General features: G+C 70.2%; 27 protein-coding genes. 14 read left to right on the forward strand and 13 right to left on the reverse strand.

Annotated features, from left to right (window positions below; genetic code table 11):
* Window positions 1-42: 42 nt before the first annotated feature.
* The 9 genes from ACFY5C_RS38495 (at window position 43) to ACFY5C_RS38535 (ending at window position 10,114) form a co-directional block, all read left to right on the forward strand.
* Complete coding sequence (locus ACFY5C_RS38495; protein ID WP_389454140.1) at window positions 43-1,749, forward strand: serine protease; 1,707 nt, start codon at window positions 43-45, stop codon at window positions 1,747-1,749.
* 10 nt (window positions 1,750-1,759) lie between these two features.
* On the forward strand, window positions 1,760-3,877 hold the full coding sequence (locus ACFY5C_RS38500) for a tetratricopeptide repeat protein (protein ID WP_389454143.1): 2,118 nt from the start codon (window positions 1,760-1,762) through the stop codon (window positions 3,875-3,877).
* A 66-nt stretch (window positions 3,878-3,943) separates the two neighbouring features.
* Complete coding sequence (locus ACFY5C_RS38505; RefSeq protein ID WP_389454146.1) at window positions 3,944-5,413, forward strand: VWA domain-containing protein; 1,470 nt, start codon at window positions 3,944-3,946, stop codon at window positions 5,411-5,413.
* 83 nt (window positions 5,414-5,496) lie between these two features.
* Window positions 5,497-6,312, forward strand: coding sequence for a hypothetical protein (locus ACFY5C_RS38510; protein ID WP_389454149.1), 816 nt, complete (start codon window positions 5,497-5,499; stop codon window positions 6,310-6,312).
* Window positions 6,309-7,532 carry an ABC transporter substrate-binding protein gene (locus ACFY5C_RS38515; RefSeq protein WP_389454152.1) on the forward strand — a complete coding sequence of 408 codons (1,224 nt, stop codon included), beginning with the start codon at window positions 6,309-6,311 and terminating at the stop codon, window positions 7,530-7,532. Before ACFY5C_RS38510 ends, ACFY5C_RS38515 begins: the two co-directional genes overlap by 4 nt.
* Window positions 7,533-7,563: 31 nt before the next feature.
* On the forward strand, window positions 7,564-7,935 hold the full coding sequence (locus ACFY5C_RS38520) for a CU044_2847 family protein (protein WP_389454154.1): 372 nt from the start codon (window positions 7,564-7,566) through the stop codon (window positions 7,933-7,935).
* 63 nt (window positions 7,936-7,998) lie between these two features.
* Window positions 7,999-8,700 (forward strand): flavodoxin family protein, encoded by a 702-nt coding sequence (locus ACFY5C_RS38525; RefSeq protein WP_389454156.1) that lies wholly within the window; start codon window positions 7,999-8,001, stop codon window positions 8,698-8,700.
* Window positions 8,701-8,786: 86 nt separating this feature from the next.
* Window positions 8,787-9,581, forward strand: a complete 795-nt coding sequence (locus ACFY5C_RS38530) for a hypothetical protein (RefSeq protein ID WP_389454159.1) — start codon at window positions 8,787-8,789, stop codon at window positions 9,579-9,581.
* Window positions 9,582-9,607: 26 nt separating this feature from the next.
* The gene (locus tag ACFY5C_RS38535) at window positions 9,608-10,114 is read left to right on the forward strand and encodes a DM13 domain-containing protein (RefSeq protein WP_389454161.1); all 507 of its coding nucleotides are present in this window, start codon (window positions 9,608-9,610) and stop codon (window positions 10,112-10,114) included.
* Window positions 10,115-10,186: 72 nt separating this feature from the next.
* On the opposite strand, the gene ACFY5C_RS38540 is transcribed toward ACFY5C_RS38535, so the two are convergent.
* The 5 genes from ACFY5C_RS38540 to ACFY5C_RS38560 all read right to left on the reverse strand — a co-directional run bounded on the left by ACFY5C_RS38540 (window position 10,187) and on the right by ACFY5C_RS38560 (window position 14,564).
* On the reverse strand, window positions 10,187-11,560 hold the full coding sequence (locus tag ACFY5C_RS38540; RefSeq protein WP_389454164.1) for a DUF6789 family protein: 1,374 nt from the start codon (window positions 11,558-11,560) through the stop codon (window positions 10,187-10,189).
* Window positions 11,544-13,187, reverse strand: coding sequence for an NAD(P)/FAD-dependent oxidoreductase (locus ACFY5C_RS38545; protein ID WP_389454167.1), 1,644 nt, complete (start codon window positions 13,185-13,187; stop codon window positions 11,544-11,546). Before ACFY5C_RS38545 ends, ACFY5C_RS38540 begins: the two co-directional genes overlap by 17 nt.
* Before the next feature lie 88 nt (window positions 13,188-13,275).
* Window positions 13,276-13,506 (reverse strand): anti-sigma factor family protein, encoded by a 231-nt coding sequence (locus ACFY5C_RS38550; protein ID WP_389454170.1) that lies wholly within the window; start codon window positions 13,504-13,506, stop codon window positions 13,276-13,278.
* The gene (locus ACFY5C_RS38555; protein ID WP_389454173.1) at window positions 13,493-14,176 is read right to left on the reverse strand and encodes an RNA polymerase sigma factor; all 684 of its coding nucleotides are present in this window, start codon (window positions 14,174-14,176) and stop codon (window positions 13,493-13,495) included. Before ACFY5C_RS38555 ends, ACFY5C_RS38550 begins: the two co-directional genes overlap by 14 nt.
* 145 nt (window positions 14,177-14,321) lie before the next feature.
* A complete protein-coding gene (locus ACFY5C_RS38560; RefSeq protein ID WP_389454175.1) occupies window positions 14,322-14,564 on the reverse strand; it encodes an anti-sigma factor family protein in 243 nt (80 codons plus the stop codon).
* 375 nt (window positions 14,565-14,939) lie between these two features.
* Here ACFY5C_RS38560 and ACFY5C_RS38565 point away from each other — a divergent pair, with 375 nt between their 5' ends.
* A complete protein-coding gene (locus tag ACFY5C_RS38565; RefSeq protein WP_389454178.1) occupies window positions 14,940-15,584 on the forward strand; it encodes an FMN-binding negative transcriptional regulator in 645 nt (214 codons plus the stop codon).
* Window positions 15,585-15,643: 59 nt separating this feature from the next.
* On the opposite strand, the gene ACFY5C_RS38570 is transcribed toward ACFY5C_RS38565, so the two are convergent.
* Window positions 15,644-16,255: an LmbU family transcriptional regulator gene (locus ACFY5C_RS38570; RefSeq protein ID WP_389454181.1), complete on the reverse strand. Its 612-nt coding sequence runs from the start codon at window positions 16,253-16,255 to the stop codon at window positions 15,644-15,646.
* Between the two features lie 504 nt (window positions 16,256-16,759).
* Between ACFY5C_RS38570 and ACFY5C_RS38575 the strand changes: the two genes are divergently transcribed.
* Window positions 16,760-18,004 (forward strand): IS701 family transposase, encoded by a 1,245-nt coding sequence (locus ACFY5C_RS38575; protein WP_389454184.1) that lies wholly within the window; start codon window positions 16,760-16,762, stop codon window positions 18,002-18,004.
* Here the strand turns inward: ACFY5C_RS38575 and ACFY5C_RS38580 are convergent.
* The 3 genes from ACFY5C_RS38580 to ACFY5C_RS38590 are packed head-to-tail and all read right to left on the reverse strand — an operon-like array spanning window position 17,896 to window position 20,194.
* Complete coding sequence (locus ACFY5C_RS38580; protein ID WP_389454187.1) at window positions 17,896-18,639, reverse strand: thioesterase II family protein; 744 nt, start codon at window positions 18,637-18,639, stop codon at window positions 17,896-17,898. The genes ACFY5C_RS38575 and ACFY5C_RS38580 overlap by 109 nt on opposite strands.
* Window positions 18,636-19,886 carry a cytochrome P450 gene (locus tag ACFY5C_RS38585; protein ID WP_389454190.1) on the reverse strand — a complete coding sequence of 417 codons (1,251 nt, stop codon included), beginning with the start codon at window positions 19,884-19,886 and terminating at the stop codon, window positions 18,636-18,638. The genes ACFY5C_RS38580 and ACFY5C_RS38585 overlap by 4 nt, the downstream gene beginning before the upstream one ends.
* On the reverse strand, window positions 19,883-20,194 hold the full coding sequence (locus ACFY5C_RS38590; protein WP_389454193.1) for a phosphopantetheine-binding protein: 312 nt from the start codon (window positions 20,192-20,194) through the stop codon (window positions 19,883-19,885). The genes ACFY5C_RS38585 and ACFY5C_RS38590 overlap by 4 nt, the downstream gene beginning before the upstream one ends.
* Window positions 20,195-20,593: 399 nt before the next feature.
* On the opposite strand from ACFY5C_RS38590, the gene ACFY5C_RS38595 reads away from it, so the two are divergent.
* From ACFY5C_RS38595 to ACFY5C_RS38605, 3 genes are all read left to right on the forward strand, one after another.
* A complete protein-coding gene (locus tag ACFY5C_RS38595) occupies window positions 20,594-21,847 on the forward strand; it encodes a cytochrome P450 (RefSeq protein ID WP_389454195.1) in 1,254 nt (417 codons plus the stop codon).
* A 4-nt stretch (window positions 21,848-21,851) separates the two neighbouring features.
* Entirely contained in the window at window positions 21,852-22,115 is a 264-nt protein-coding gene (locus tag ACFY5C_RS38600) for a ferredoxin (RefSeq protein ID WP_389454198.1), read from the forward strand.
* A 190-nt stretch (window positions 22,116-22,305) separates the two neighbouring features.
* On the forward strand, window positions 22,306-23,148 hold the full coding sequence (locus ACFY5C_RS38605) for a DUF4097 domain-containing protein (protein ID WP_389454201.1): 843 nt from the start codon (window positions 22,306-22,308) through the stop codon (window positions 23,146-23,148).
* 116 nt (window positions 23,149-23,264) lie between these two features.
* On the opposite strand, the gene ACFY5C_RS38610 is transcribed toward ACFY5C_RS38605, so the two are convergent.
* The 4 genes from ACFY5C_RS38610 to ACFY5C_RS38625 all read right to left on the reverse strand — a co-directional run bounded on the left by ACFY5C_RS38610 (window position 23,265) and on the right by ACFY5C_RS38625 (window position 26,594).
* Window positions 23,265-24,113: an ABC transporter permease gene (locus ACFY5C_RS38610; protein WP_389454204.1), complete on the reverse strand. Its 849-nt coding sequence runs from the start codon at window positions 24,111-24,113 to the stop codon at window positions 23,265-23,267.
* Entirely contained in the window at window positions 24,110-25,054 is a 945-nt protein-coding gene (locus ACFY5C_RS38615) for an ABC transporter ATP-binding protein (RefSeq protein WP_389454206.1), read from the reverse strand. Before ACFY5C_RS38615 ends, ACFY5C_RS38610 begins: the two co-directional genes overlap by 4 nt.
* 156 nt (window positions 25,055-25,210) lie before the next feature.
* Window positions 25,211-26,062 carry a DUF4097 domain-containing protein gene (locus ACFY5C_RS38620; protein ID WP_389454209.1) on the reverse strand — a complete coding sequence of 284 codons (852 nt, stop codon included), beginning with the start codon at window positions 26,060-26,062 and terminating at the stop codon, window positions 25,211-25,213.
* Between the two features lie 37 nt (window positions 26,063-26,099).
* Entirely contained in the window at window positions 26,100-26,594 is a 495-nt protein-coding gene (locus tag ACFY5C_RS38625) for a toxin-antitoxin system HicB family antitoxin (RefSeq protein ID WP_389454211.1), read from the reverse strand.
* Between the last annotated feature and the right edge of the window lie 120 nt (window positions 26,595-26,714).

Raw genomic sequence — 26,714 nt, forward strand, 5'->3', positions numbered from 1 at the left:
CAACTCGGGTCGATGTGGCGCCCGTTGCCATACCGTGGGCGTATGGCGCTGCATCACCACAGTGACGGTCCATGGCGCGTGAGGGTGGACGACGAGGACGGCACGCCGTGCGGCGCCGGAGTACTGCTCGACGACCGGCATGTGCTGACCTGCGCGCATGTGGTCAGGGACGCCGGAGCGGGCCCCGGCGGCAGCACGGCTCACGTGCGGATCAGCAGCGTCGCGTGCCGCCCGGAGTGGAGCCGTGTCGCGCACGTCGTCCCGGGCACCTGGGTGCACAGGGGCGACACGCAGCGCGGCGACGTGGCCCTGCTCGAACTCGACGAACCGGCCGGGTGCGGCACCCGCACCACCCTGTGGAAGGCACCCATTTCCGGCGGCTCCGTGCGTGTGTACGGCTTTCCCCATGCCGACCCGATCGGCATGGGGACGGACGCGCGGCTCGCGGGGTCCGGTGGCCGGCAGGGCGAGTGGGGGCTGCTGAAGCGGGTGCGCGAGGGCGATCCGTGGATCGAGCCCGGGTATTCGGGCGCGGGGGTGATGGCGCTGGGCGGCGAGTTCGACGGGCGCGTGATCGGCATCGTGGTGGCCGACTACGTCGACGCCGACGCGAAGGCGGCCTGGATGCTGCCCACCGAGACGGTGCTGTCGTATCTGCCCCGCATCGGTGAGCTGGGCTTCTTCGACGGCGATCCCACCGACGAACTCGGCCGCACCCGCGGCGAGCTGACGGACGACGTGCTGGGCGACCCGCTGCGGCTCGCCCTGACGCAGGAGCTCACCCGGCTGCTCGACAGCGGCTGGTCGGGCACGGTCGTCGTCGGCACCGGCGGCACGACCGCGGTCGGCGACTCCTGGCTGGTACGCCTCGTGCGCACGGCCGACCCGGCGACCCGGGCCACCGTCTCCGACGACGAACTCACCGGCGCGCCCGGCGACACGGTTCTCGGGCTGGGCGTCATCGACGCGGCCTACGACGCCCGCGGCAGGTCGGTCGCCGACGTGTGCGGCTATCTCGCGCGCCGGTTCGGGCTTCCCGGCGGGGACGCCCCCGCGGTGGCGCGGCAGTTGCTGCGGCGCCGACCGCCCGCCTGCCTGGTGGTGGGCGGCGTGGACCGGGCTCAGGACCCGGAGGCGCTCGTACGGGATCTGCTGGGGCAGTTGGCCGGGCGGGCCCGGTCGCGGGGCATCCGTCTCGTCCTCGGCTTCGAGGGCACGCCGCCGGACGGCCTCGCCCACGATGTGTCCCTGGACCCGGAACCGATCCGCGGACCCGCCGTCGGGGCCGTGACCGCCGCGAACGTCCAGGGGGTCGTCGGACTGCTCGCCGCCGAGGAGGACGCCGCGGCCGCGCTGGAACAGGAGTGGGGTGTGCGGTTCTTCGCCCCGCCCCGGCTGCCGCCCCGCGCCGCGCCCCGGCTGCGGGTCCGGCTGGCCGTCGCCCGGGTGACGGAGCCCAGCCCCGAACTCACCGCGGTCCACGACCGGGCCGTCGCCGCCCGCGCCGCCGTGGCCCGCTACGACCGCGAGGTGCGCCGACTGGCCGAGACCCACCAGGACCTCTCCTCGACCCTGGAACTGCACCGGCTGCGAGCGGCCCGGTACTTCGGCGACGAGGACCGCCGCCTCGCGGACCTGCACGCCCCCGCCGCCCGCGCGCTGCAGAGCGTGCCGATCGACCTCGCGGCCGCCCGCCGGTCGGTCGGCCGGTACGCGGACGAAGTCAACCGCCGTATCGAGGAAGGGTGACGCCGTGCCGATGTGCAATCGCCCCGACTGCGGGCGTGGCGAGATCGACGAGCAGGGCTTCTGCCAGGCGTGCGACCGGCGGCCGCTGCCCCGGAACCACGCCGCCCCGCCGGTCCGTGTTCCCGAGCCGGTGCGGGGGGCGGGCGTCGGCGTGGCACAGGTACGGCCGGACCCCTGGTACGGGCTCGGCCTGGTGGACTCCGACCGGGGTCCCGAGGTCCCGGACGTACCGCTGCGGTCGGCGGACCCCGTCGCCGAGGAGCATCGTTTCTGCCCCAACCCCTCCTGCCCGGAGCCGGTCGGCCGGGGCCGTGCCGGCGAACCGGGCCGGACGAAGGGCTTCTGCCCCCGCTGCGGAACCCGCTTCGACTTCGCCCAGCCCAGCGGCCTCACCATCGCCGACCGCTACGACGTCGAACGCGTCCTCGGCTCGGGGGCGTACGGCGCGGCCTACCTCGTCCACGACCGCAACCTCGCCACGCACGTCGTCCTCAAGGCCCTGAACAAGTCGGTCGCCAGGACCGCACTGCACGAACGGGACGTCCTGGTCGGCCTCCGGCACGACAGCATCGTCCGCATCCTGGGCTACGAGCACGAGGGGCCGCATCTCGTCCTGGAGTACGTCCCGGGCCTACCGCTCTCGGCAGGCGACGGCGACCGGCTGGAGACCCTCCTCGCGCACGGCATCCGCATCCTCCAGGCGCTCGACTATCTGCACGCCCGGGGCCTGCTGCACTGCGACGTCAAACCCCTGAACATCATCCGGTTCCGGGAGCAGAGCCCGGCGGGCGCGCTGGACCGGGTGCGGCTCATCGACTTCGGCGCGGTGCGCAGCCAGAAGGACGCCGGGCCGGTCGTGGCGTACACCCCGCCGTACGCACCCCCTCAGGGCGATCCGGAGCACCGGCGTCCGACGCCGGGCTTCGACCTGTACTCCCTGGGCATGACCCTGCACGAGATGTGCCACTCCCGCTGGACCGACCGCTCGGTGCCGGGCGTCGACTCGCTCCGGCTGCTGCTGGACCGCGCCACGGACACCGAGCAGCCCTGGCGGCGGTTCGTGTCGGCGCGGCAGTTCGCGGAACAGCTCAGCGGCGTCATCCGGCAGGTCGTCGCGGCGGCGCCGGCACATCGTCAAGTCGCGCGCCCGTCCGCCCTGTTCGGCTCGATGCCCGAGTCCCTGCACGGCGGCCTCGGGACGGCCCGGCCGCTCGCCCACTGGGTCGAGGCGCGGCCCGGCGAGGACGCGACGCTGACGATGCGGGCGCCGTTCGCCTCCCCTGAGCCCGGCGACATCGCGGCCGCGCTCCCGGCCCCGCTGTCCGATCCGGACGCCCCGGACATGGCGGGCTCGGCCGGACGGGCCCTGGCGGAGAGCCGGCTCGCCCTGCGCAGAAGGGACCCCGAGCTGGCGGAGCGGGCGCTCGCGGCGGCGGGCCTGCCCGACTGGCACTGGCTGCACGCCTGGTACGCCGGCCTGATCGCGCTGGCCCGCGAGGACGCGCAGTCGGCCGCCCGGGCGTTCACCACCGTACGGGAGGCGGTTCCCGGCGAGTTGATACCGCAGCTCGCCCTCGGCCTGTGCGCCGAACTCCGGGGCGACCTCGCCGCCGCCCGGTCGCACTACGGCGCGGTCTTCGACACGACCCCCGCACTCGGTGCGGCCGGCTTCGGACTGGCCCGCGTCCATCTGCTGGCCGGTGAACGAACCGAGGCGGTGGGCACGGCCGTACGGCTGGCGCAGGAGTTCCGCTACGAACGCGAGGCGCGCGTGGCGGCCGTACGCCTCAGCGTCATGATCCTCGACGAGCCCGCCCACCGGGAGCCCACCGGGGACGACCTGGAACGGGCCGGGGCCGGCCTGGACGGCCTCGACGTGGACGCGGCGGCGGCCGCCGGACTGCGCGCGGAGATCCGGTACGCGCGCTTCCTGCACCATCGCGACCGCGAGCAACTGTCCGACGCCATCCGCGAGCTCGGCCCGCACGCGCCCACCGAGCGTGAGTACGTCGCACTGGTGGACCTGGCGAACCGGCTGCGTCCCCCGCTGCGGTGGAGAAGGGCCGGACGACGTGGAAGAAGCGGTCATTCCCGTTTCGGAGGAACACCCAGAACGCTAAGCTCCTGATACGCCAGGTAGGGGACGGTTACACGCTCCGTAAGGGACACGCAGCGACGCGATCGGGTGGTGCCGGTGGGGGACAGCTCGCCCTTGGGGCTCAGCTTCGCCCTGGAAGTGGACGCGCCCTCGGATCTGGCCCACGACGAGCAGCGCGCGGACGCCCTCGTCACCGTCACGGCAAGCTCCGCCGCGCACGGGGAGGCGAACGCGCTCCCGGACCGTCCTGGCGCCGAAATTCTCATCATGGACCGGTCGTTGTCCATGTCCGGCCGGAAGCTGGACGAGGCGAAACGCGCCATGTGCGCCGCCATCGACACCCTGCGGGACGGCACCTACCTGGGGATCGTCGCAGGCCACCACAAGGCCGAGGTGATCTTTCCCGCGACCGGCGGCCTGACCCGTGTCGACGCCGTGACACGGGAGGACGCCAAGCTGCGGGTCGTCGGCCAGTTCGCCGAGGGCGGTACGGCGATCGGGCAGTGGCTGACCTGCGCCCAGCACCTGTTCACGTCGGTGGCCGCCCCCGGCACCGTGCGCCACGCCGTGCTCTACACGGACGGCAAGGACGAGCACGAGACGGCCGAGCAGCTCGGCAACGCACTCACCGCGTGCACCGACCAGTTCGTGTGCGACGCCCGGGGCGTGGGCGGCGACTGGCACTACGCCGAGCTGCTGCGCATCACCGAGGCCCTGCACGGCACCGCCGCGGCCGTCGTGGCGGTCTCCGACCTCACAGAGGACTTCACCCGGCTCATGCGCCAGGCGCAACGCATCGTCGTGCCCCGCGTCTACCTGGGCCTGCGCCTCAACGACCGGTTCCAGCTGGCCTTCGTACGCCAGACCCGCCCCGTCGAGGCCGAACTGACGGCACGCCAGTCGCAGGACGGCGAGACGCATGTCCCGCTGGGGTCCTGGCCCCCGGAATCCCGCCAGTACCACGTGTCCCTGCGCTTCGACCCCCGCGCCCTCACCGTCGACGAGGACCTGCGCGCCGCCCGCATCACCCTGCACGCCGAACGCCCCGACGGCACGCGCCGGCCCTGCTCCGACACGGCGGCCATGGTGGTACGCCGCCGCTCGACACCGGGCTTCGGGATCCCCCGGTCGGCCAATCTCACCCGGGTCGAGAACGAACGCGAACTCGGCATGGCGATGCGCGCCTGCGCCGACGCCCATCTGCGCGGAGACCTCGAACGCGCCGACCGTGAACTGCGCCTGGCGACGGGCCTCGCGCAGGACCTCCGGGACACCGTGCGGCTACGGCTGTTGCGGTCGCTGGCGACCACGGGCCCCGACGGGAGGCTGCGGGTGCGGCGCGACGTATCCCGGGCGGAGATCCAGCGGATCGGCGTCGACTCGACGAAGACGGTGGCGCCGCGGGGGGACGAGGTCGAACTCCCCCTGCTCGACGTCCCGTTGTCGCCGCGTGAGTGCCCGCGGTGCGGTACGGCGTCGGCGTCGGCCTCGGCCAAGTTCTGCGAGGAGTGCGGGCATCGGTTCGGGGACGGCCCGGCGGGCGGTCAGCCGGTGGACGCGTCGTGAGGGACGGGCGGGTGCTCGGGCCCTTGGCGCGCAGGCCTTGGGGACGGGGACGTGCGCGACCGCGGCGGCCCCATCCCGTCGTCGTGCTGCGCCGGCTCCGGGTGGGCGTGCTGAGCATGGTGGCGCTGACCGCGTTGCTGTATCTGCTGGTGGCCGATCGGGCCGGGGAGCAGATGGCTGCCGCCGACCGCACGCGTCAGGCCATCGACGACCTCACGGAGGCACGCGAGGAGGCCGTACGGGCGAAAAGAGAGCTCATGAAAGCGGCGGAGGCCACGGGCGAGGTCGACCTGATCGGCACCGGCATCGGCTTCGCCAACGCCACCAGCAGCGTGAGCACCCTCCTCACCTCGGCGACGAAGGGCAACGCGGCCGGGGAGCAGGGGCTGCACCACATCCAGTTCGTCCAGGGCCAGTTGACGACCTGCCTCCAGCTGGCCAGCGGCCCGCAGGGTGCGGCGGCGGCCATCCCGGCCGTTGAGGACGGGCCGGAACAGGACGACGAGGGCCGTGACGTCCGGTTCACGGGCGGACTCATCGAATCGCTCGAGGATCTCCGGGAGATCGAGGCCCTGGCCCTGGACGAGCAGCTCCGGTCACGCTGGCTGAACCCCTACGTGCTGTGGCCCCTGTTCCTCATGCCGGTGGCGGTCATGCTGCTGCTGGTCTGCGCGACCGGCCATGTCGTCGTCCGCCACTTCCGGCAGTACCCCAGCCCGGCGCTCGGCCTGGCCCTGCTGGCGACCGCGTCCGTCGCCGTCACCGCGTGCAGTGATCCGCTGCTCCCCGGCAAGGGGTGGGTCATGGCGATCGCGCTGCCCCTGCTGCTCGCCGCCGGCGGGCTCGGGTACGTCGCCTACCGCCCCCGTATCGACGAGTACCGGTTCCCGCACCCATGAGACGGCCGACGGCACCACTCGTGCGCTGCGCCCTGGCCCTCGGCCTGCTCCTGGGGGCGGTCGGCTGCGGCGGGCCGGAGAAGGAGCGGGTGACGATCATGGTCCCCTGGTCCGGCACCGAGTTCAAGGCGTTCTACTCGGTCATCGAGGCGTTCGAGGACCGCAACCCCGGTATCGACGTCGAACCGCAGGTCACCCGCGCTCTCACCCAGCAACTCGACGCCGCCGTGGCCGCGGAGGCGGCGCCCGACCTGGCGGTGCTGCCGAGCGTGGGCGCGATCTCCAAATACCGCAAGGACAGGGCGCTCAGGCCACTCGCCGTCGACACGGCCGCCTACGTCGAGCCGTTGCGCGAACTGGCCATGGAGGGCGGCGGCGTCTACGCGGTCCCCGTGAAGGCCGACGTCAAGAGCCTCGTCTGGTACGACGCGACGAAGGTCACCCCGCCCCCTCCCCGCACCTGGACCGCACTGCGCGCACGGCCCGAGAACTGGTGCCTGGGGCTGGAGTCGGGCCCGACGTCCGGTTGGCCGGGCGCCGACTGGATCGCCGACCTGCTGCTCGCCGAGGCGGGCGTGGACACCTACGAGGACTGGGTGTCGGGCGACCTGAAGTGGGACTCGGCGCCGGTCGACGAGGCGTGGCGGGCCTGGGGGGATCTGATCGAGAGCGCCCCCGACGGCTCGGCCACGCGCCGGTTCAGCGAAGCCGCCGACGGCATGACCGGCAACTCCTGCTCCCTCGGCCACGGCGCGCTGTCCGCGATGGGCTTCGAGCCGGATCGCGTGGAGCCCGGCAGGTACACGTACGTGACGCCGTCCCCGGATCGCGTGCTGGAGGTCTCGGCGGACTTCGTCGGCAAGTTCACCGAGAACAACGCCGGCGCCGACAAGCTCATCTCCTACCTGGCGAGTGAACAGGCCCAGCAGGCCTGGGTGGACGCACCCGGATTCGCGCTCTCGGCCAACAGGAAGGTGACGGCGTACGGCAACGACACCCAGGAGCGGATCGCCGGGATGCTCCGCTCCGGTTACACGCTCTGCTTCAGCGCCGCCGACGCGATGGATCCCGATGTGTCCGCCGCCTTCTACCGAGCGGTCCTGGAGTACGCGAACGGCAAAGAACTGCCCGCACTGCTGGAGGCGCTCAACAGAGTCCAGCGGGCCATGCGGGACTCCCCGCCGCCCACTCCCCTCTGCGGCGCCCCGGGCCAGGCCTGACGCGCCCAACTCCCCTCACACAGGAGCCCTGATGCCGGACGCAGTCCAGTTCACCCTCTCCGACGGCACCGTCGTCCTCGTCGCCCCGCCCGCCCGCGCGGGCACCGGCGCCGTGGGACTCGGTACACGTCTGGAGAGCGCGGCGACTTCCCTGCGGGAGGCCCTGGCACCGGTCACCGCCGCCGCGTCCGACGTGATCGGCGGCTTCCGGTCCCTGGCCGAGCGGCCCGATGAGGTGGAGGTCACCTTCGGCGTCGTCCTGGACGCCAAGCTGGGCGCGGTCCTGTCGAGCGCCACGGCCGGCGCCCACCTCGACGTCACGCTCCGCTGGAACGGCAACGGCAACGGCGCGGGGGCGACGCCTGACTCCGGTACGAACCCGGGCGCTGCCACACCGTCCTGACCTCACGACTGAAGAAGTCGAGCGTCGCCTGTAACGTTCGGCCCGCCGCACGCACTGAGGGGTATGAGCCATGACGACCTGCGTGCGCTGTTCCTCAACTGCACGCTGAAGAAGAGCCCGGAGCGCAGCCACACCCAGGGCCTGATCGACCTCAGCTCGCGGATCATGGAGAAGCAGGGCGTCCACGTGGAGCACCTGCGGCCGATCGACCATGAGATCGCCACCGGGGTGTGGCCGGACATGACCGAGCACGGCTGGGAGCGCGACGCCTGGCCGTCGATCTACCAGCAGGTGATGGCGGCCGACATCCTCGTCATCGCCGGGCCGATCTGGCTGGGTGACAACAGTTCGGTCGCCAAGCTGGTCATCGAGCGGCTCTACGCCTGCTCCGGTCTGCTCAACGACGCCGGTCAGTACGCCTACTACGGGCGGGTCGGCGGCTGCCTGATCACCGGCAACGAGGACGGCGCCAAGCACTGCGCCATGAACGTCCTGTACAGCCTTCAGCACCTGGGATACGTGATCCCGCCGCAGGCGGACGCGGGCTGGATCGGGGAGGCCGGGCCGGGCCCCTCCTACCTCGATCCGGGCTCCGGCGGTCCCACCAACGACTTCACCAACCGGAACACCACGTTCATGACGTGGAACCTGCTGCATCTGGCCCGGCTGCTCAAGGACGCCGGTGGCGTTCCGGCGCACGGCAACCAGCGGTCGCAGTGGGACGCAGGGTGCCGGTTCGACTTCGAGAACCCGGAATACCGCTGACCCGGAAGGTCGGCAGGTCCACGAGCCAGTGAGTCAGTACGTCACTACGTCAGCACGTCAGCACGTCAGCAACGAGGAGCCCGAAAATGACCGTCGAGTCCACAGAGACCGTCCCCACCTGCGCCTACCCGGGTTGCACCAACCCGCCTGAGCCGCACGCACACGGCGCGCAGGGCCCGGCGTCCCGCTACTGCGGGCACCCCGAGCACAACGCGCTCGGCGCCTTCCGGAAGTTCCGCGCCAAGCGCCAGCAGCGCAAGGAGGACAAGCGCGTGGCCGCCGAGGCCGAGAAGGCGGCCAAGGACGAGGCGAGGGGTACCGATGCGCCGGTCGCCCAGGCACCCGTGGCCGGTGCGTCCGGACAGACGCCGCTTGAAGCCATGACCAGTGAAATGGCGGCCATGGCGCCGATGCCGACGGCGGGCGGCGACGATGCCGCCCAGTCGCGCGACGCCCTCGTCACGCTCATCAAGCAGCTCGCCACCGATCTGCCCTCCTACATAGAGGAGTTGGCGATCATCACGGACTCGGCGGCGGCCGAGGCCCGCATCGAGACGGTCACCCGGGCCGCCGCCCAGCGCATCCTGGCCGCCGAGGAGCGCGCCACGCTCGCCGAGGAGGCGGCCGACGTGGCCGTCACCGCGCTCGACACGGCGCAGCAGAAGTTCGCCGAGGAGACCGCCGCGATCCGCGAGGAGACGGCCCGCCAGGTGGCGGACGCCGAGTTCGTGCGGGCCGAACTGGAGCGCTACCGCGAGCGCGTCGGCATGCTCGAGGTCCGCCTCGACGCCGTCCGTGACGAGGCCGACGAGCTGCGCCGCGAGCGCGCCGCGCACTCCCCCGAGCAGGAGCGTCCGCGCCCCGCCGACGACCAGTGCTGAACAGAGAAAGAGAAACGGAAACCCTCATGTGCCGAAACAAGCGCCCTCTCCTGTGGATCACCACCGCGGTGGTCGTCGTCGCGGTGGCCGTCGGGCTCTACCTCTTCCAGCCCTGGCGGCTGTTCACCACGGACCGCGTGGATGAGGCTGCTCCCGTGACCACGGGCCAACAGCAGGCCGCGGCCAAGCCGTCGGCGAGCGGCAGCTTCGTCTCCCACGAGCACGAGACCAGCGGCTCCGTGGAGGTCCTGAAGCTCGACGGCGGGAAGGCCACCCTGCGCCTGACGGACCTGCGCACCTCCGACGGCCCGGCCCTGCACGTGTGGCTCAGCGACCAGCCGGTCCAGCAGGGCGGCGGCGGCAACCTCGACGACGGCAAGCACGTCGACCTCGGCGACCTCAAGGGCAACGAAGGCAACCAGAACTACGTGATCCCGGCCGGCACCGACCTGAACAAGTACTCCACGGTGACGATCTGGTGCGAGCGCTTCAGCGTGTCGTTCGGCGCGGCCGAACTGAAGCAGAGCGCCTGACGAACGGACCGCACAAAGAAGCAGTGGGGCGGGTGGCCATGCCACCCGCCCCACTGCTGTGTGGGGGCTTTGCTACGACACCAGGATGGGGATGAGCAACGCCACGCAGGTGATCAGGCTCCACAGCGCGGGGGCCGCGCTCAGCGTCTGCTCGTGCCGCGCGGCCGCCCGGGCCGCGGCCGCCTCACTGCGGGTCAGGTGCCAGGGGCCGACCCGCTCCTCGAGCCGCTGGTACACCAGGCCGAGTACGGCGCCGTAGGCCAGGTGCCCGACGAGGGAGGGGAACGACACGGCCAGCGCGGCGGCGCTCCACCGGGGGCCGGCCCCGAGCAGTACGGGAAGCAGCGTCAGATTGCCGAGGACCCACCAGAGGAAGCCGTACGACACGCCCCAGCCGATCCCCGAGGCCGGGTCGAAGCTGCGACGGCGGAAGAAGACCGCGTACGTGACGCCGACGACCTGGGAGATCAGGAGGTGGATGACAAGGCCCACGGCCTGCGACTGAGAGCCGACCAGGGCGGCCACGGTCGGCAGGAACCCCACGGCGACCATGACGCCGGTGAAGAGCACGCCGCCGGCCAGCCCGGCGATGACGCCGTGCCAGATCGAGATCACCCGCCCACCGGCGAGCCGTCCCTCCTGGGCGTGCCGTACGTCGTCGGAGAACACGACCCGCGACAGGCCGCCAAGCCAGCCGCTCAGCAGGGCCGTACCGGCACCCAGCAACACGTGTCCCGGCAGTGACTCCACGGCGGTGCGCACCGCGGCCGGCGTCCACTGGAGGCCGCGGCCGTCCAGCAGCGGCGAGACCGTGACGGCCGCGAGCCCCCACCACACGAAGCCGAAGGCGGTACCCCGGATCAGGGCGGGGCCGGTGCCCTCGCGGGTGTCGCCGAAGACCAGCGCATACGAGGCACCGACCAGCAGCCCCACGAGCAGACCCTGCCGGCCGGGCCCGAGCACCGGGGCGACGAGCAGCCCCGAGACCGACGCGCGCACCAGGAGGCCGGGCCTGAACTCCCGCTCCCTGTGCACCAGCAGGGCGAGGGCGGCGGCCGTAACCGCACCGTAGGCCAGGTGGCCGAGCAGACTTGGGATGAGCGCCTGCGCCGACGCCACGTCCCAGACCACCGACCTGCCCAGCAGGAACGGCAGCAGGGTCAACGGCCCGAGGAACCACCACAGCACTCCGTACGCCAGTCCCCGGAACAGCAGCTCGCGCCGGCGTGCGACGAGGACGCCGAAGACGGCCCCGATGACCGCCGCGATCAGCAGGTGGACGGCGAAGCCCACGCCGGGCGAGTCGGTTCTGACGATCGCCGCGACGGTGGGCAGGTACCCGATCTCCGCCATCACCGCGCCGAAGACCAGCCCTCCGGCGAGGCCGGCGAGGGCACCGAGTCCGGCGTTGCGCACGACGCTCACGGCGTCAGACATGACGTTCATCACGGCCATCCTTGGTCGAGAGGGCGATGTCCCTGGGGAAGATCAGGTCGAGAGTCCAGTCGGCGAGCACCCGCAGCCGTTTCTCCACGCTGGGCAGCTTGCTCAGGTACACCGAGCGCCACAGGACCCAGGCGAGGAAACCGGAGACCCGCCGTCCGCCGATCTCGCCGGCCGCCGTGCGGTGCCCCAGTGAGACCAGGACGCCGAGCCCGCCGAAGCGGAACGGGACGGGGCGGCGGCCACGCAGGACCGCGGCGACGTTCCTCGCCACCGCCTTGCCCTCGCGGATCGCGTGCTGCGCGGTGGGCGGATGGAACCCGCCCGCCAGGTCCGGGATTCTCGCGCAGTCACCCAGGGCCCACAGGCCGGGTATGCCGGGGACCTGCATGGTGGGTTCCACGGTGAGCGCGGACGGCATGATCTGCCGCACCAGCGGGTTCGGCCGGTTGCCCGCCGTCCAGGCCAGGGTGCGGGTGGGGATGGTCTCGCCGGAGTCGAGCGTGATGTCCTCGGCGGTGGCCTTGCTCACGCGCGCGCCGAGGCGGAACTCGATGCCGCGCCCGCCGAGTTTGCGCTGCGCGTAGAGGCCGAGCTGCGGCGACAGCTCCGGCAGCAGCCGCTCCCCCGCGTGCACGATCACGAACCTGGGCCGCAGTCCGTGCAGCCGCGGATAGAAGTGGAGCACGTCATGGACGAGGTCGAACACTTCGGCCACCAGTTCCGTCCCGGCGAAGCCGCCGCCCGCCACCACGAACGTCAGCAGCCTGGCCTGCTCGGCCGGGTCCGGCTCGAGGTCGGCGCGCTCCAGCGCGCCCAGCACCTGGTCGCGCAGCCTCGTGGCGTCGTCGACGGACTTCATCGCGAAGGCGTGCTCGCCCACTCCCGGCAGGTCGAAGAAGTGCGGCACCGCGCCGACGGCCAGCACCAGTTGGTCGTACGGCACGCGGAGCATCCCCTCCTTGCCCGCGCAGACGTACGCGTTGCGGGTCTGCGTGTCGATCGAGGCCACCCGCCCGTGCAGGAAGGAGGCATGGCCGAGCCCGGCGCGCACCGGGGCGCTCACGTGCCTGGCCTCGACCGTGCTGGAGGCGACGCCGACGAGGAGCGGGGTGAACAGCAGGAAGTTCGAATCGCTGATCAGCGTCACGTGGGCGTCGAGCCCGCGGCCGAGACGCCGGTCCAGTTCCCGGGCGGCGCCCACCCCGCCGAAGCCACCGCCGACGATCACCACATGGGGTTTGGCCCGTTGGGGCGCCGGCCGGGGCGGGAACCGGGCCGACAGGGCGTGGAAGGAGAGCCCGGCGATCGCGCCGAGCAGTACGGCGCCGACGAGTTCGGGGAAGTGCGGGACGGCCACCGCGATCGTCCACGAGGGCTTGTGCCCCTCCAGCGCGGGGGCGAGAGTGAGCGACCAGGTCACCCAGTCGAGCAGGCCGATGAGCAGACCGACGGAGAAGGCCGAGCCGTTGCTCTGCCTGTGGCTCCCGAGGAGGAGGCCGAGCACTGCTCCCAGCGCCACTGTGTGGGCGGCCCACGGCAGCCATGGAGGCTTGGTCACGACGGCCACGAGCGCGCCACCGGGGAGTGCGGCGATGACGCCGAAGAAGAGTCGTCCGAGCAGAGTCATGCCGCTCAGTGCGGGCGGGCCGCGCGAGCGTTACAACTCCCCGGGAGGCAAAGGTGCTACCGAGGGTCCGAGGACGGTTGCCCGGGGATCACTGCCCCTGCCAGTTCCGGAAGGCGGAGAGCAGCTGCTGCCTGGCGTCCGAGGAGATGTTGTCCGGGGTCAGTTCGCCCGTCGTGGCGATCGTCTGACGGTACTGGTCGAGGTAGGTCTCGCAGCCGGAGCACTCCGCCAGGTGCTCGATGAAGCGGCGTTCGTCGTCCTCGCACAGGACGCCCTCGAGAAAGTCGGTCACCAGCTCGACGAAGTCAACGCAGTCCACGGTCGTTCCCTCCCGCCACGACGTCATGGGCACCGGACACGTAGTCCTCGAGTTTACGGCGCAGGAACGCCCTGGCCCGATGCAGGAGCACGCGTTGGTTTCCGGGCGAGATGTCCAGGAGGGAACAGACCTCCTCCGAGCCGTACCCCTCGACATCGCGCAGGGTGATCACCGTGCGCAGGCGGGGCGGGAGTTCGTCGAGCGCCGCCGCGATCACCTCGCGGACCTCCCCTCGCAGCACATGGTCCTCGGGGATGTGCAGATGCCGGGGCTGCTGCCCTACGGCCCAGTGGCCGGGGTACTGCTCGTCGGGGCCGCGGAACCGTGCGGCGTCCACCGTCGGCCCTGCCTCCTCCTCGGGCAGCAGGCTGGTGAAGGGGACGGTCCTGCTGTCCTTCGTACCGCGTGCCTTGGCCGTGTTGACCAGGATCCGGTACACCCAGGTCTTCAGGGACGAGCGGCCCTCGAAGTCGCCGATCCCCCTGATGACCCCGAGCCAGGTGTCCTGGACGGCCTCCTCCGCGGATGCCTTGGTCGACACGAACGACATGGCCAGCCGGAGCATGCCGCCCGACCAGGTGTCCAGCACCAGGGCGAACGTCTCCTCGTCGCCGTCGCGCAGCCGCTGTACCAGGACCTCGTCCGGCGGCAGTTCGCGTGGGCCCGCCATTCGTCACTCCCCCTTGCCGGCCGTCAACTGGGGGTCAGCTTAGGGCAGCCCAGTGATCGAGATCTCGGGCCGACGCCTTCGTTCATGTCCCGGTAAGGACTGCCATAGCTGTACCAGCCGTGGCGACCGGTCCGTGACGGGTCCGTCAGCCCCGCCGCAGGGCCCGGAACGCCCCGCGCAGCCGGTCGCGCGCTTCGCCGGGCAGGCTCTGGGCGGGCAGGCTCCGGGGCAGCTCACCCAGCACCGCGATGGTCTGCCTGAACTGGTCGAGACAGGTCTCGCAGTCCTCGCACCTCGTCAGATGTGTGAGAAAGCGAAGCTCGGTCGGCTCGTCCATGGCGCCGTCGAGGAAAACGGTCACCAGCTCGACGAACTCGTCGCAGTTCATGCCACCTGCCTGATCTCGCTCAGTGGACGGTCCATCGGAGTACCGGTGGAACGCATAACCGACATACCGGCCACGCCCGCAGCCGGCACGGTCTCAGGCTCCATGGGTATCAGGACTGCCACGCCCGTACCAGGTCCTCCGGTCCCCCGTGCGCGGTCCGCACCGATGAGGGTGTTCATCTGTGTGACCCGGTACACGAGTCGACCGCCCGCCCGCTTTTCCGGGAATTCTTTTGACGGCTGAATGGGAATTCCTCACTCATGAAGTCGGCGCTTCTTCCATTCATTGCGCCCGGAGACGTCGGCGAGCCATGATGAAGAACCCAGCCGTCCTGTCGACAGGACACGATTGTCACACGACGAAGGTGAGTGCCGTATGTTCGTCCCCAACCACTACCGGCAACCGGACGTTTCATGGATGGTCGACCTGATCCGCGGGAATCCCCTGGCACTGATGGTCAGTAATGGAACGCCCGCTGACGGACCGTTCGCCACCCACCTTCCGGTCATCACCGACCCGCAGTGGGACGGAGCACCCGCCCCGGATTTGACCGGCTTGCCCTTGCTGGGCCATATGAATCGGGCCAATCCGCACTGGAAGGCGCTCAATACGGGGTCGGTGATCCTGCTGACGTTCACCGGTCCGCACGCCTATGTCTCGCCCACCGTGTACGACATTACGCCGGCCGCCCCCACATGGAACTTCACCTCCGTGCATGTGCACGGAGTGGTGGAAAAGATCGAGTCGACGGAGGAGACACTGGGCGTCGTGCAGGCCACAGTGCAGGAATTCGAGAAGGAATTCGGCGACAGCTGGGACATGAGCGAATCCGTCGATTACTTCCGGAAGATAGTGCCAGGCGTGGGCGCCTTCCGCCTCCAGGTGACCAGGGCCGAGGGAATGTTCAAGCTCAGCCAGGAACAGAATCCCGAGGTTCGCGAGCGGGTGGTGCGGTCGTTCGCCGAGCGTGGCTGCACCCGGCACGCACAGACGGCGGATCTCATGAGTCGCCTGTCCTAACGCGCTTGCCCTTGGCGCGGGTCCTCACCCCCGTGGCGTGCGGACCCCGCCGGTGGCCGTCACTCGAAGGGAAGTTGCCGGTCCTCGTCCCTCAGCACCTGGCTGGCGGCGGCATCGAGAGTGGCCGTGACCCATTCCTGCAACTCGGTGCCGGCGTGGTCCGCCGCCTTGTGCCACCACTGGAGCCGGCTGTCGGGCACGGCGAGTCGACGCGTCGCCGCAACGGTGTCCGGCTGCTGCGGGGCGCCTTCGCGCTCGGCCCGAATGGCGTGGCGCAGCTGCTTGGTGGTCCACCTCATCCGGTCGGCGCGGTCGAGCCACGTCTCCTGCTCGCCGACGGGCAGGGACGCCAGCTCGGCGTGGTGCTGGAAGCTCAGCGCGGCGCGGCGCCTGTGCAGCTCGAACCGCCGGGAAACCCAGGCGTAGTTGCGCAGCGTCTGATACCTCAGTCCGACCGCACGAATACCGCGCTCATATCGGTCGGCGTAGTGGTCCTTGCCGTATACGAGCCAGTCACCGAGCCACCAGGACGAGGAATTGAGTAGCCCGGAGAGCTGACGCCCTGCCCGCTCCCAGTCCTCGAAGGCGATTCCCGTGGGTATGTGCAGCCCCACGTTCGTGGTGAGGACCTGATTGCGCCGCGACTCCGCCTGTCTGGCGCTTCTCGTCATCGGCATTGCCTCGGCCGCTCTACCGAACAAAGGCGCCTTGGGGTCTTTGACTTGATCAATCATCATGCCTCCGTGTCAACGCGCGCGACAATCGCGCGAGTTCATGATGGTTGCCCATGTGAACGCGGCAGGCATTCACCCCGTTTCGTACGGCCTTTCCTGGGGAATTCGGGGTGGCCGACCGTCTCGCATCCGAGTAGATCTCGGCGCTGACGCCAGTGCAAGGATCTTGGCGCCATCGAACGCTACTTTGCGGAGTTCGAACATACCTACAACTGATGGGATGCCCGCCTGTGGCACCCTTGACCTGCGGCCGCCCCGGATCCGGTCAGCGCGGCCCGACGCACCTGCCGCTGCCGACGACTGGCGCCGGTTCCGCAAGACCATGCGCCACCCGAGGCGCCAGATCAAGCCATCCGGCCACCTGGAGTGGCACCACAGGGATGGCTGGATTTAGAATTTACAGCCTGCAACGCATCAGCAGCTTCGGGGGAGTTATGCGGCATGGATGCAGCCTATTCGGGCAACTCGGCATTCAATCTAGATCATTTCAGCCAGACGATCTTCAGTAGTTTGCGCCGGGCCGATCAACGCAAGTGGGCGTACGCATATCTGAACGGACTGCTCGTCACTCAGGGCAAGAAGTCGATACGCCGGCTGGCCGCCACGATCTCGTCCGATCCGGCTGTCGCGCAGTCGCTGCGTTGGTTCGTCAGTCTCAGCCCATGGGACTTCGACCTGGTCATGGAGGAACTCACCCGCTGGGTGGCGCAGCACCGCACCGAACCGATCTGGACCATCGGCCGGGCCATTCTGCCCAAGCGCGGTGACCGGTCGGTGGGTGTGCATCGCTATTTCGACCTGTCCTCGGGCCGCACACTCAACTGCCAGTTGGGGCTGGGCTCGTTCCTGTCCGTGGGCACCGCCCGGGTTCCCGTCGACTGGTGCCTGTACCTGTCGCCGTCCTGGACCGAGGACCGCGACCAGCGCAGGGAAGCACGCATACCGGATTCCGAGGGGTACCGGCCGTTGTGGGCACACGCGCTCCGGCTCGTCGACCGGCTGTCAGCCCGTACGGACTCGTCGTCCGCCGTCGTCCTGGCCGACATGGGTGACGAACCCGATGTGGGGCACCTCCTGAACGGACTCGCCAGGCGCCGGCGCGACTTCGTCATCGCGATCCCGCCGCACCTGTCGGTGCTTCCCGTCGGCGACGGCATCCTGGGCGGGTCCGCACCGGGCAGCGCCAAAGCACGGCTCTCCGCGCAGAGTCCGGAGACCACGGTGGTCACCCGGCCGGACGGACGGCAGCGTTCCGCACGGCTGCAGACCTCGCTCATTCACCTGCCGGGGGTCCGCAAGGGCCCGCCCTACCGGCTTTTCACCGAGGTGGATGCCGGCGGCTCCCCGGGCCCGATATGGCTCACCAGCCTCGCCCACAGCTCTCTCGCGCGGGTCGCCTCGATCGTCGGCCTCAACACCGAGACGCAGATCGTGATCGGCTCCATGGAGCGGGACTTCGGGCTGCTGGACTTCGAAGGGCGCTCGCTGCCCGGCTGGTACCACCACATGGCCCTCGTCTCCGCCGCGTACACCTTCCACCGGCTGAGCAGGCTCACCCCGGCGTCATCCCCCGGCACTCACCACAGTCGCCAACCGGTCAACGACTTGCGCAGCTCGTCGGGCGCGTCCATGAAGTCGTATCGGCCACCGGGGAGTGCCTGGAAGTCGACCGAATCCGAGTACTGACGCCACCCCTCGAGCGCGTCGAGGCTCACGTCGGGGTCGTCCCGCCAGTGCAGTACGACGATGGGGCACCGGACCGCGACCGGCTCCTGCCGCCGGTAGGCCAGTGCGGCGGCGTGATCACGGAGCAACACGGACAGACCCATATCGATCATGTCCGGCCGCGGCTCGATGCCCCGGCTGCGTACGAACGCCTCTACTTCGGCCCGCAGTTGGGGCTCGGTCATGGTGAGCATCCGGTCGCGTGCGGCGTCATGCGGTGCGGGCTGGCCCGACACGATGAGGCAGTCGGGCCCGGGCAGGCCGAGTTCGGCGAGCCGGAGCACGGTCTCGTACGCGGGCAGCGCACCCGAGCAGTGCCCGAAGAATGCGAACGGCCGGTCGAGCAGCGGCTCCAGCGGTCCGACCAGGTCGGCGGCGAGCTCCTCGAATGTGCCGTAGTGGGGATGACCCAGCCGGTTCTCGCGGCCGGGGAACTGCACCGGGCACACCTCGACGTCGTCGAGCGCGGCCGGCCAGGCGCTGAACGCCGAAGCCCCGGACCCGGAGAAGGGGAAGCCGAAGATCCGGGCAGAGTGACCGGTGGACTGCGGCCGCACGAACCACGGCGCCGCGGCGGCGGTGGAGCCGGATGTCATGGCGTCCTTCGTTTCTGCGCGACGATGGGGAGGTGGGTCATCCCGGCGATGAAGTACGACCGCAGGTGCTGCGGTTCGCCGGCGAGCTCGATCGATTCGAACCGCTGGAGCAGTTCCTCGAAGAAGATGCGCAGGGTCATCCGGGCCAGCGGTGCCCCGATGCAGAAGTGCGGTCCGAACCCGAACGCGATCTGACGCTTCGCGCCGCTGCGCGCGATGTCGAACGTATGCGGATCGGAGAACTGGGACTCGTCCCGGTTGGCCGACCCGATCCACGCGACGACCGCCCCACCGGCCGGGATCGTGCCCCCGCCGATCTGAGTGTCCTTGACGGCGTACCGCATGAAATTGCAGGCGGCCGACGTCCAGCGCAGCCCTTCCTCGACCAGGTTCGGGACCAGCGACGGATCGGCCTGCGCCTTCTCGAACTGTTCGGGCCGCTCGATGAGCGCGTGCACCGTGCCCGACACGGTGTGCGGCGTCGTCACATTGGCGCCCAGCAGAATGCTGTAGCCGTCGAGCGCGATCTCCTCGTCGGTCAGCGTCGCGTCTCCCGCGCGCACGCTCATGATGTGGTCGAGCAGGCTCCCGTCGTCACCGCCGTCGGACCGCCGCTGTTTGACCCACTGGGTGACGTAGGTGACGAGCTCGTGGTGGGAGATGGCCAGCGTCGCCGCTTCGCTGCCGAGCCGGAAGTGCGGATCCGAGGGGGCCGTCACCATCGCGGTCAGCTGCACGAGTTCGTCCCAGTCCCGCTCCGGGATTCCCAGGAGCGGGCCTGTGACCATCGCCGGGAGGCGTAACGCCTGCTCGGCCAGGTCGAAGGTGCCGCCGTCGAGCGCCGGTTCCAGGAAGCGCACGACCGCCCGTCGGATCGTGTCCTCCCAGGACCGCACCGCCCGCGCGGTGAGCTTGGAGCCGATCGCCCTGCGGACCTCGGTGTGCCGCGGCGGGTCGGTGGACGTCATCAGCACGCCTGCCGCGACGTCGTCGACCCCGAGGTGGGTGACCACCGTGCCGCGCTCCGAGGTGAACTCCCGGTAGTCGCCGAGCACGCGGCAGACGTCGTCGTAGCGGGTGACCGACCAGAACTCCCGGCCGTCCGGGAGGACTTGGTGGTGCAGGGGTGCCTTCGCCCGCATCACGTCCCAGATCGGGTGCGGATCGCCCGATGTGTAGAGATCCAGGTCGAACAGATCGACGCCGTCGAGGTCGATGGCGCGGCCGGCCCCCGGGGTCAGCCTCACCGCGGCGCCCTCCCCTGCTCGATCAGCTCGGCGACCCGGGTCGGGGTCAGAGCCAGGTAGAAGTCGCGCACGGAGAGCTGGATGCCGTAGTCCTCCGACAGCCGGTCGATGATCTGGATCCCGATCAGTGAATTGCCGCCGAGTGCGAAGAAGTCATCGTCTGCCCCGACCTCACGACCGTTGAGGCATTCCGTCCACAGTGCCGATATCTCCCCTACGAGTGGCGCCGGCGTGCTCGAAGGCTCGTCCTGTCGCTCTGACGTCTCGTCGTGCCCACCTCGCTGGTGGACCCGCGGCCACGATTCCATTACGAGCATTTCCTTTCTGCACCGTCAGGAAAAATCCGTTGACTACGCGCGGCTTTCGCCAGTGCACCCGGGGGCGGTCGCAACGCCAAGGTAAATTGCCCAGGAAACCCAGTGCAAGAGATGTCGGTGCGGACGCCCCTGCCGGGCGCCGGTTGTCCTGCCGACAGGACAGCAATTCGGGCTCCATCATATGACTCACCGACGTGTACGGTGTGAAGTCGTCAAATCGCGCCGGGCATTGACTCGGGTGCCGCTGCGTTGCCTCTTTCTTGCCTTGAAATCGTGCCGGATGCCGTTTCAGGCGCGGTCCGCAACCACCATTCCAAGTTCCCGTGGCGTCGCAGCCGACGTCGCGTCAGCAACGTACCTTCGCCACCTGCCTTTTGTTCTGGAGGACACATGCAGAACGAACCGACGACCTGCCCGGCCGGGCATACCTCCGCTGCGCGAGAGGGAGAGACGGACCTTCGTGAGCCGGTGCTCCTCCCCATGGGGCGCGGCGCGAGCAAACCTTTCGACCCCCCGGCCGGGCTGGACGAGTTGCGCGACCAGGATCCGCTGGTGCGGATGCGGTACCCCGATGGGCACATCGGCTGGCTGGCCACCGGATACGCCACCGTGCGTTCGATCTTCGCCGACCAGCGGTTCAGTGCGCGGCACGAGCTGGTCCACTACCCGCTCGCCGATGTCGGCCAGTTGCCGCCCGCACCGGTCGGTGACATGACCGGGCTCGACGCCCCGGAGCACACCCGCTTCCGGAAGCTGCTGATCAGTAAGTTCACCGTCCGCCGGATGCGCGAACTGACTGAGCGCGTCGAGGAGATCACCACCGAGTGCCTGGACGCGATGGAGCGCAAGGGCGGCCCCGTCGATCTGGTGGAGGTGTTCGCCCAGCCGATCCCCTCGCTGATGATCTGCGAGTTGCTGGGTGTCCCGAGTGCGGACCGGGACAGGTTCCAGCAGTGGGCGAAGATGATGACCAGCGAGCTCTCCGACCAGCAGGCGCAGGAGGATGCGGTCGTCGCCTTCGAGGCGTACATGGCCGAACTGGTCGCCGCCAAGCGCGCCCGTCCCACCGACGACCTGCTCGGCGACATCACGACTTCCGACCTCACCGAGGAGGAACTCACCGGCGTCAGCGTCCTGCTGCTCGCCGCCGGCCTGGAAACCGTGGCGAACATGCTCTCCCTCGGCACGTTCGCCCTGCTCAGCCATCCGGAGCAGCTCGCCGCCCTGCGCGGGGACCCGGACCTCGCCCCGCAGGCCGTGGAGGAGCTGATGCGCTATCTCACCATCGCGCACACCACCGTCAAGGCGGCCCTGGAGGATGTCGAACTGGACGGCAAGCTCATCAAGGCCGGAGATTCGGTCACCATATCCACGGAGGCCGCCAACCGCGATCCGCTGCGCTTCCCCGACCCGGACACCCTCGACCTGCGCCGCAAGGCCACCGGCCAGCTGGGCTTCGGTCACGGCATCCACCAGTGTCTGGGGCAGCAGCTGGCCCGCGTCGAGATGCAGGTGGCGCTGCCCGCTCTGCTCACGCGCTTCCCCACCCTGCGCCTGGCCGTGCCGGTCGGCGACGTTGCGCACCGCGCCAACCCGAACATCCACGGGTTGCACAGCCTTCCGGTGACCTGGGACGAGGCCTGATCCGATGACCACGGAAGACCGCGCGGGCATCGGGGACCGCGAACTGCGTGAACCCCGTACAGAGACGGAGATGGAGATACGGGCCGACCGGGAGCTCTGCATCGGCGCCGGGATGTGCACCCTGACCGCGCCCGAGCTGTTCGACCAGGACGGTGAGGACGGCCTCGTCCTGCTGCTACGCACCCGGCTGCCGCGCAGCGCCCCGGACGCGGAGGCCGCTCACGACGCGGCCGGGCTGTGCCCCGCCGAGGCCATCTCCATCGGGTGACGCGGCGTCGCCGGCCTGTGAAGCCACGGTCCCTTGGCAGTTCGGGGTACGACACCGACCTGAGCTGCCAAGGGACTGTGCTGTGAGGCACAGGATGAGACACCTGCGCGACGACGAATGACGTCGCGTCAGGGTGGGGATGGGACAGAATCCGTGCGTTCCCCAGCGGGACATACCGAAGGCGGCCTCCATGCCGACGTTCGACGCACCCGCGCCTGTCCGCGTGGTGCTCAACCTGATGTTCGGCCAGGTCCGGATCGTGGCACGCGACCGCGCTGAGACAACAGTGGAGGCGTATCCGCGCGACAGTGACGACCAGGACGACGTGCGGGCCGCTGAGCAGCTGCACATCGACTACGCCGAAGGCCGGCTGTTCGTGAACGTCCCGGAGTCCGGCGGAGGCAGCGGTGCGGTCATCGTGGCGGTGAGCGTGCCCACGGGATCGAGCCTGCACTGCCGCGGTACAGCGGCGGACGTGCTCGCCGTGGGAGAGCTGGGCGAGTGTCAACTCAGCACGGAACTGGGGCACATCACACTCGACCGCACCGGCAGCCTGCAACTGGCCGCCGCCCTCGGCGACATCACGGTCGGCCGTGCGGCCGGCGGCGTCGAGGCCACGGCGGAACGTGGCGACGTCCACCTGGGGCAGGTCGAGGGAGGGGCCACGATCCGAGCGAGGGGCTCGGGCAACGCCACCGTGGGGGAAGTGCGCGGAGTCGCCCGCATGCACACCGAGCAGGGGAGCATCAGGATCAGCCGGGCGCACGCCGACGTGGAGGCCCGGACGACGCAGGGCGGCATCGACATCGAAGAGGTGGTGCGGGGCTGTGTCCTCACCACCACCACGTTCGGCAGCATCCGAATCGGTGTGGCCGAGACCAGCGGCACCTGCCTGTCCCTCGAGTCCGCCACCGGCACCGTCTACACCTCCCTCTCGCTGCTGGAGGCATGGGCGCAGACGGACGAATTCGTGCACGTCCAGGCCCGGACGGTGATGGGCGACATCGTGGTGGAGCGGTCCTACGTGCGATGAGTCCGCTCACGCACAGAAACGCCCTGTCGGGGAACAGCAGCAGGTCGTCCGCCCACAGTCCGAGCTGAGCAGGCCATGGTCGACCGCACCACCGGTTCCCCGACAGAGCCGGCCACTCAGCCGACCCGCTGCAGCGCCTTCTCGCGCCGCTCCGCAACCGTGGACCCCGACTCGCGACGGGCCATACGGCGCAGCACGAACGGCGCGACGGCCAGGCCGATCACGGCCCAGGCGCCGAGCACGCCCACGGTCTCCAGATGCCGCCAGGACTCGCCGATCTCCACGGCCACCGCACTGTCCGGCAGCAGCGCCGAGCGCATGCCGAGGCCGAGCCAGTAGACGGGGAAGATCTGGGCGATCACCTGCACCCAGTCCGGCAGCGAGGTGACCGGGTAGAAGATGCCCGAGCTGGCGATCATGGCCATCATCGGCATCATGATCAGCCCCTGGCTGCGTGTGCTGGTGAACGCCGAGCCCAGCACCGCCCCGATCGGCAGGGTCGCGATCAGGCCCAGGGCCAGCACCCACAGCAAGGTCAGCCAGGCGTCGAGGCTGCCGACCGAGAGACCGGGGACGATCAGCAGGCCCGGGATCAGGAAGATCGCAAGGTCGACGATCAGCCCGAGAGTGACGAAGACGATTTTGCCGGTGAGGTAACCGGCCACCCCGTTCGGCGTGGCCTTCGCGCGCAGCAGCGTGCCGTCCTCGCGTTCCATCGTCAGCAGCTGGCTCATGGTGATCATGGCCATCGCGGAGTTCATGCCGAGAATGCTCGGCAGGACGAGCGTGCCGAGGTCGAAGCCGGTGTCACCGAAGGAGACGTCGCGCACGAAGTAGGTGACGAGCAGCATCAGCACGGGCCACAGGAAATGGTTGAGGAGGTCCCCGGCATTGGTGAGGGACTGCCGCAGTTCGATCAGTCCGCTGGACCAGCCGGCCCGCAGCGCGGTCATGGTCGGGCTCATCGGACCACCTCGTACGACTCGTTGTCGGATTCTGCCGCGTGCACGTCGGCGCCCTCGCCGGACTCGGCCCGGCGCACCAGGGCGAGATAGGTGTCCTCCAGCGAGGCCCGGCGGACTTCCAGGTCACTGATCCCGTCGCCGTACCGCTCGAAGAGCTCGCGGACGAACCGGGTTGATTCGGTGGTGGCATGCTCGTGACGGCGGCCCTCCAGGGTCCACCGCACCTGGTCCTCGCCGGCGATCCGGCGGGCCAGTTCCCCCGCGGTGCCGTCGGCGATGATGCGGCCGCTGTCGAGCACCATGATGCGGTTGGCGAGCTTCTCGGCCTCGAACAGGTCGTGGGTGGTGAGCACGATCGTGGTGTGCCGCTGGGCGGCGAGACTCTCCACCAGTTCGTGGAACTCGCGCCGGGCCACCGGGTCGAGGCCGGCGGTCGGCTCGTCGAGGAACAGGAGCTCGGGGCGGCCGACGAGGCCGATGGCCACGTCCAGCCTGCGGCGCTGCCCGCCGGACAGCATGCGTACCTTCTTCTCGGCCTGCTGTGTCAGACCGACGGCCGCGACGAGCTCGTCCGCGTCCCACGGGCGTCTGATCTCCGCGGTGCTGTAGGGCGCGTAGTAGCGGCCGAGGTGGGTCAGCAGTTCACGGACCCGCCACCGGCCGTGGTCGCGCCAGGACTGCAGGACGACCCCGATCCGGGCCCGCCACCGCTCGTCGGCGTGCGCCGGGTCGGTGCCGAGCACCTCGACCCGGCCGGCCGACCGCATACGGAAGCCTTCCAGGATCTCCAAGGTCGTTGTCTTGCCGGCGCCGTTCGGCCCCAGGAGGCAGACGACTTCGCCGTGGTGCACACGCAGGGTCACGTCACGCAGGACTTCCGTGGCGCCGTAGCGCATGCGCAAGCCCTCGACTTCGAGGATGGCCTCTTCGCGCGCTGTCATGGTTGATTCCCCAGTCTTCAGACGCACACGCCCGTGCGGGCATGTGGATGCAAGGTGCGGTCCGGAGACCGCCGGGGGATACGGTCTCCGGACCGCGGCTGGGCAGCCCGCGGGGACAACTCCGCCTCGGTTTCGGCGGGATGACCTAGCCGGTGGTCACCATGCGCGCCGGACGACGATGTCTCCGTCGAAGGTCCGGGCACGCACCTGGACGACGTCGTCGCTGTCGGCGGGGCCCGCCACCTCTTCCAGCTGGCTGTGCACACTGCCGGCCACCGTGCTGACGTCGAGCTTGGCCGCGCTGCCCTCGCGGATACCGATCTCGATCTCGGCGGACGCGGCCGTGACCTGCACCGAGCCGCGCCTGACCTCGGCGAGCCGGACGGTGCCGTGAGCCGTCTTGACCTGGACACCGTCGTGCGCCCGGTCGACCTGGAAGTCGCCGGTCATGCCGGTCAGCTTGGCATTGCCGGTGATCTCGCCGATCCAGGTCTCCCCCATGTCGTTGCCGATCTCGGCGGGGCCGTGAATCTCGTCGGCCCGGATCGCCCCGGAGCCATTCGCGATCTTGGCGTGGCCCTCGATGCCGGCCACGGTGATCTCGCCGCGGGACGTGGCCAAGCGCACCGGACCGGTCCGGTCGAGGCGGATGTCGCCCTCGACGGCGTTGAAACGGCACTCTCCGAGCTGTCCTGTCGAGCGCAGTGTCCCCCAGGCGATGGTGCCTCGTAGGTGCGAGCCCGCGGGCAGTTCCACGGTCACGTCGATCGAACCGCCGGATGGCGGGGCCCCCGAACCGCGGCGCGGCGAAGGGCCCTTGACCAGCAGCTTGCCACGGCTGAAGTCCACCCGGGTCTGCTCGGCGGCGCGCACATCGGCGGCGATGGCGTCGTTCCCGGGCCGGATCTCCACGACGGTGTCGACGCGTTTGCCCGCGATGAGCTGGACATCGCCCGAGCCGATCTCGATCCGGACCGAGATGGGTTCGGGGGTGTCATACGTGGCCATGCCGGATCTCCCTGGTGAACTGGTGCGGTCGCGCCGCCTACCGCACCCAACCCGTGACGTGCCGCTGCCCGGACGACGGGCGCCGCTGCGGGTGACTCGGGACGGCGTGCAGCGTGTCGTTGACGGCCCGTACGAGCCAGGCGTTGACCGAGAGTCCGCTCTGCTTCGCCGCCTCCTCGATCCGGGCCTTGAGCGGCCCGGGCACGCGGAAGTTGATACGCGCCGGAGTGCCCTCCGCCTGCGGATCCGTGAGGGACGGAGCAGTCATCTCTTCATGGACTGCCTCGGCCGGCGCCTGGGTCACCACGAAGCTCGGGTCCAGGCCCTGCAGACGGATGTCGACCGATCCTGGGGCGAACTCCCGGGAGATTTCGTCCGTGGCTGCCGACAGCACCTCCAGGAGCATCAGCCGGACGGACGCGTCGAGCGACGCGAGCAACCGCTCCGCCAGAGCCTGTGGCTCCTCACCTGTCGCAGCCGCCGTAGCGAGGAACTCGCGGCGGAGGTTGTCGACATAGGGCGTCAACTTCATGGCGTTATCGTGGCACACATATGGCGCCATGGACAAGGCGCCGCCTCGCGACCAGCACAACCGCTGGGTGGACCCGGTCATCGATTGCGCCATCACGGCGCAACCATGACCGTCCTCGGG

Source organism: Streptomyces sp. NPDC012935, from assembly GCF_042900345.1.
GTDB lineage: Bacteria > Actinomycetota > Actinomycetes > Streptomycetales > Streptomycetaceae > Streptomyces.

Coding starts and splice junctions, on each gene's coding strand:
- ACFY5C_RS38600 (WP_389454198.1), top strand. CDS start 21,852: ATGACCACGGAAGACCGCGCGGGCATCGGGGACCGCGAACTGCGTGAA.
- ACFY5C_RS38525 (WP_389454156.1), top strand. CDS start 7,999: ATGAGCCATGACGACCTGCGTGCGCTGTTCCTCAACTGCACGCTGAAG.
- ACFY5C_RS38500 (WP_389454143.1), top strand. CDS start 1,760: ATGTGCAATCGCCCCGACTGCGGGCGTGGCGAGATCGACGAGCAGGGC.
- ACFY5C_RS38570 (WP_389454181.1), bottom strand. CDS start 16,255: ATGACGAGAAGCGCCAGACAGGCGGAGTCGCGGCGCAATCAGGTCCTC.
- ACFY5C_RS38540 (WP_389454164.1), bottom strand. CDS start 11,560: ATGAACGTCATGTCTGACGCCGTGAGCGTCGTGCGCAACGCCGGACTC.
- ACFY5C_RS38590 (WP_389454193.1), bottom strand. CDS start 20,194: ATGGAATCGTGGCCGCGGGTCCACCAGCGAGGTGGGCACGACGAGACG.
- ACFY5C_RS38580 (WP_389454187.1), bottom strand. CDS start 18,639: ATGACATCCGGCTCCACCGCCGCCGCGGCGCCGTGGTTCGTGCGGCCG.
- ACFY5C_RS38555 (WP_389454173.1), bottom strand. CDS start 14,176: ATGGCGGGCCCACGCGAACTGCCGCCGGACGAGGTCCTGGTACAGCGG.
- ACFY5C_RS38530 (WP_389454159.1), top strand. CDS start 8,787: ATGACCGTCGAGTCCACAGAGACCGTCCCCACCTGCGCCTACCCGGGT.
- ACFY5C_RS38615 (WP_389454206.1), bottom strand. CDS start 25,054: ATGACAGCGCGCGAAGAGGCCATCCTCGAAGTCGAGGGCTTGCGCATG.
- ACFY5C_RS38595 (WP_389454195.1), top strand. CDS start 20,594: ATGCAGAACGAACCGACGACCTGCCCGGCCGGGCATACCTCCGCTGCG.
- ACFY5C_RS38560 (WP_389454175.1), bottom strand. CDS start 14,564: ATGAACTGCGACGAGTTCGTCGAGCTGGTGACCGTTTTCCTCGACGGC.
- ACFY5C_RS38575 (WP_389454184.1), top strand. CDS start 16,760: ATGGATGCAGCCTATTCGGGCAACTCGGCATTCAATCTAGATCATTTC.
- ACFY5C_RS38610 (WP_389454204.1), bottom strand. CDS start 24,113: ATGAGCCCGACCATGACCGCGCTGCGGGCCGGCTGGTCCAGCGGACTG.
- ACFY5C_RS38545 (WP_389454167.1), bottom strand. CDS start 13,187: ATGACTCTGCTCGGACGACTCTTCTTCGGCGTCATCGCCGCACTCCCC.
- ACFY5C_RS38495 (WP_389454140.1), top strand. CDS start 43: ATGGCGCTGCATCACCACAGTGACGGTCCATGGCGCGTGAGGGTGGAC.
- ACFY5C_RS38535 (WP_389454161.1), top strand. CDS start 9,608: ATGTGCCGAAACAAGCGCCCTCTCCTGTGGATCACCACCGCGGTGGTC.
- ACFY5C_RS38620 (WP_389454209.1), bottom strand. CDS start 26,062: ATGGCCACGTATGACACCCCCGAACCCATCTCGGTCCGGATCGAGATC.
- ACFY5C_RS38515 (WP_389454152.1), top strand. CDS start 6,309: ATGAGACGGCCGACGGCACCACTCGTGCGCTGCGCCCTGGCCCTCGGC.
- ACFY5C_RS38625 (WP_389454211.1), bottom strand. CDS start 26,594: ATGAAGTTGACGCCCTATGTCGACAACCTCCGCCGCGAGTTCCTCGCT.
- ACFY5C_RS38520 (WP_389454154.1), top strand. CDS start 7,564: ATGCCGGACGCAGTCCAGTTCACCCTCTCCGACGGCACCGTCGTCCTC.
- ACFY5C_RS38605 (WP_389454201.1), top strand. CDS start 22,306: ATGCCGACGTTCGACGCACCCGCGCCTGTCCGCGTGGTGCTCAACCTG.
- ACFY5C_RS38565 (WP_389454178.1), top strand. CDS start 14,940: ATGTTCGTCCCCAACCACTACCGGCAACCGGACGTTTCATGGATGGTC.